The sequence below is a fragment of the Polynucleobacter sp. 35-46-11 genome (assembly GCF_002281105.1).
Genome location: NZ_NCFJ01000308.1, coordinates 1 through 3,096 on the forward strand (window position 1 = coordinate 1; position 3,096 = coordinate 3,096).

Consider the following 3,096-nt stretch of genomic DNA (forward strand, 5'->3'; position numbering starts at 1 on the left):
ACCAAGAAAATCAAAATAAAGATGCCGCGCTTAGGATCAGTCGCAAATGCATGCACTGAAGTCAGCACTCCAGAACGCACTAAGAATGTTCCGAGAAGTGAAAGTGAGAAAGCCGTAATTGCCAACAGCACCGTCCAACTCTTAAATCCACCACGCTTCTCAGTAACCGCAAGCGAATGTAACAAAGCAGTGCCAACTAACCAGGGAATGAATGAGGCATTTTCAACAGGATCCCAGAACCACCAACCACCCCAACCCAATTCGTAATAAGCCCACCAAGAGCCTAGCGCAATACCCAGAGTTAAAAATACCCAGGCAGCCGTTGTCCAAGGACGCGACCAGCGTGCCCATGCAGCATCAAGGCGACCAGACAATAAAGAAGCAATTGCAAATGCAAAGGCCACTGAAAAGCCAACATAACCCATATACAACATTGGCGGATGAAATACCAATCCCGGATCTTGTAAGAGCGGATTAAGAGATCGCCCATCCTGAGCAGCTGGCAACAATCGTTCAAAAGGGTTAGAAGTTAAGAGAACAAATAAGAGTAGTCCTGTAATAACCAAGCCCAAAACCCCAATGACACGAGCCACCATAAACTCATCCAAAGCTTTGGAAAGTTGAGCCACTAAGAATGTCCAAGTCGATAGCAAGAAAACCCACAATAATAGGGAGCCTTCATGACCACCCCAGACAGCACCCAGGCGGTAAATGACTGGCATTTGAGAGTTGGAATGATCTGCAACATAGAGCACAGAAAAATCATTCGTATAAAAGCTCCACGCCAGGATGACGAAGGCAATAGCAAGCAATAAGAAAACAGTTTGCGCAGCTGGCCTAGCTAACAAAATCCATTCACGGCGACTTTGATGTGCGCCGACCAATGGAAGAATTCCCTGAAGAATGGCAACACATAAAGCGAGGATTAACGCGTAATGCCCAAACTCAGGAATCATTGTTTATTTCCATTTTTTTGAGCCTGATCCAAAGCATGCTTGGCCTCTGGAGGCATGTAGTTTTCATCATGCTTGGCCAGCACTTCGCTAGCAACAAATTGTCCATCCGGATTTAAGCGACCTTGGATAACTGCACCCTTACCTTCTTTAAACAAATCCGGAAGAATGCCTGTATAGGCAACAGGAATATCTTTCGCCATATCGGTAATCACAAAGTGCACAGTCAAACCATCTCGCTTCACTGATCCATCTTTGACCATGCCGCCAATCCGGAAGACTTGACCAGCCGGTGACTTACCAGCAGCAACCTCGCTAGGGGTGACATACAAAGCAATATTGCTATTGAGCGCATTCAAAATTAATACTGCCGCGATGCCAATCGCAATGAGTGCGCCAACAATAATGGCGGCCCGTTTATGTCTTGGTTTCACTTACCGCCCTTTTGATCAAACTGTTCCGCCATGACTTCACGCTGAAGTCTTCGCACAATCACTCTGTGTCGTGCCCGAACAGCCAGAGGCTCAAGCAAGAGTACCAAAGCACAAATGCCGAAGCTACTCCATACATAGAGCGCATAACCCCCCATTGCAAAGAATTCCGCCGGACTATTCCACATTAACGCTTTACCTCATTTAATTGCTTAACCCAGTCAGTATGGGCCTCACGCTCCAAAATGATGGCACGTACACGCATTAACCCTACTGCTATTGAGTACATCCAGAAGCATAAAGCCATTAATAACATTCCCCACAACATGGTCTGGGCCATGGCCGGAGCCTTAGTTAAGGAAACAGAGGCGCCTTGATGCAAGGTATTCCACCATTTCACTGAAAAATAAATGATGGGGACGTTTACTACGCCGACTAAAGCCAAAATTGCCCCTGCTTTATCGGCTCGGCGAACATTATCAATCGATGCTTGTAGGGCAATAAATCCAAGGTATAAAAAAAGCAGAATTAACTCAGAAGTTAAGCGTGCATCCCATACCCACCATGCGCCCCACATAGGCTTACCCCAGAAGGCTCCAGTCCATAGAGATAAAAAAGCCATCCAAGCACCAATTGGTGCGAGCGCCTGAGCCATCATGGCCGACAGACGCGCATTAAATATCAAACCTAATCCAGCCCAGGCAGCCATCACTAAATAGATGAACATCGACATCCAAGAGGCAGGTACGTGAACAAAAATAATGCGATAACCCTGACCTTGAACAGCGTCTACCGGCGCCACAAAAAAACTGACCCACAATCCAGCAAGACCAAAAATGACTGTTAACGCCCAAAACCAAGGGATCATTTTTCCAGCAAGCGGATAAAAGGTACTCGGGCTCGAGAATTTGAACCAGTTAATAATGCGACTAGAGGATGGATTATTTACATTACTCATTCGATAGCAATCTTTACTGCAATAGCACTGACCCAAGGTATAAATGCTAATGCCAAAATCAATAAGGCGCCCAATAGGGAGAAATGCCCCGTAATATCGAGCCCTACGCTGCTGGCGTACACAGCACCAGCACCAAAAATCAATACGGGAATATACAGCGGCAAAATCAGCAGGCTCATTAAAACACTGCCGCCCCTTACCCCTAGAGTTAAAGCCGCTCCAATCGAACCCACTAAAGATAAAACCGGCGTTCCCAACAATAAAGATGCCATTAAGACCTGCAAAGACTGAGCATCTAAATCAAACTGAATACCAATCACAGGCGCCAGCAAGACTAAAGGCAGTCCACATACCAACCAATGGGCAAGCACTTTGCCAAACACCGACACTGTAAAGGAATTCGGAGATAAGACCAATTGCTCTAAAGTGCCATCGGCATAATCTGCTGCGAACATCCGCTGCAAGCCAAGCAATGTGGAAAGCAAGGCAGCAACCCAAATAACGCCGGGTGCAATTTTTCTTAGTAAAGCAGTATCGGCACCGATTCCTAATGGGAAGAGGCTAGTCACTATGACAAAGAAAAATAACGCCGTTAAGACCTCGCTCTTGCGACGCATCACCAGCAATAGATCACGATGAACGATGGCTACAAAGGCATTCATAAATCCAACACTCGCAGATTCGGAATAGATAAGGGTTGATGACTTGTCAGGACTACCAAACCGTTACCCTCAAGATGCTCTGCTATCAAGCC

5 protein-coding genes are annotated in these 3,096 nt (G+C 46.4%); all 5 read right to left on the reverse strand.

Features of this window, described 5'->3' with window-relative positions; translation table 11 throughout:
* The coding region (locus tag B7Y67_RS14000) for a heme lyase CcmF/NrfE family subunit (protein ID WP_293599175.1) at window positions 1–956 on the reverse strand (956 nt) is incomplete at its 3' end.
* Complete coding sequence (gene ccmE / locus B7Y67_RS14005; RefSeq protein WP_215301701.1) at window positions 953–1,387, reverse strand: cytochrome c maturation protein CcmE; 435 nt, start codon at window positions 1,385–1,387, stop codon at window positions 953–955. The genes B7Y67_RS14000 and ccmE, both read right to left, overlap by 4 nt.
* Window positions 1,384–1,572 (reverse strand): heme exporter protein CcmD, encoded by a 189-nt coding sequence (ccmD, locus tag B7Y67_RS14010; RefSeq protein WP_293599176.1) that lies wholly within the window; start codon window positions 1,570–1,572, stop codon window positions 1,384–1,386. Before ccmD ends, ccmE begins: the two co-directional genes overlap by 4 nt.
* Window positions 1,572–2,342 (reverse strand): heme ABC transporter permease CcmC, encoded by a 771-nt coding sequence (gene ccmC / locus B7Y67_RS14015; RefSeq protein WP_174221125.1) that lies wholly within the window; start codon window positions 2,340–2,342, stop codon window positions 1,572–1,574. The genes ccmD and ccmC overlap by 1 nt, the downstream gene beginning before the upstream one ends.
* Window positions 2,339–3,004, reverse strand: coding sequence for a heme exporter protein CcmB (ccmB, locus tag B7Y67_RS14020; RefSeq protein ID WP_215301704.1), 666 nt, complete (start codon window positions 3,002–3,004; stop codon window positions 2,339–2,341). Before ccmB ends, ccmC begins: the two co-directional genes overlap by 4 nt.
* Window positions 3,005–3,096: the final 92 nt, after the last annotated feature.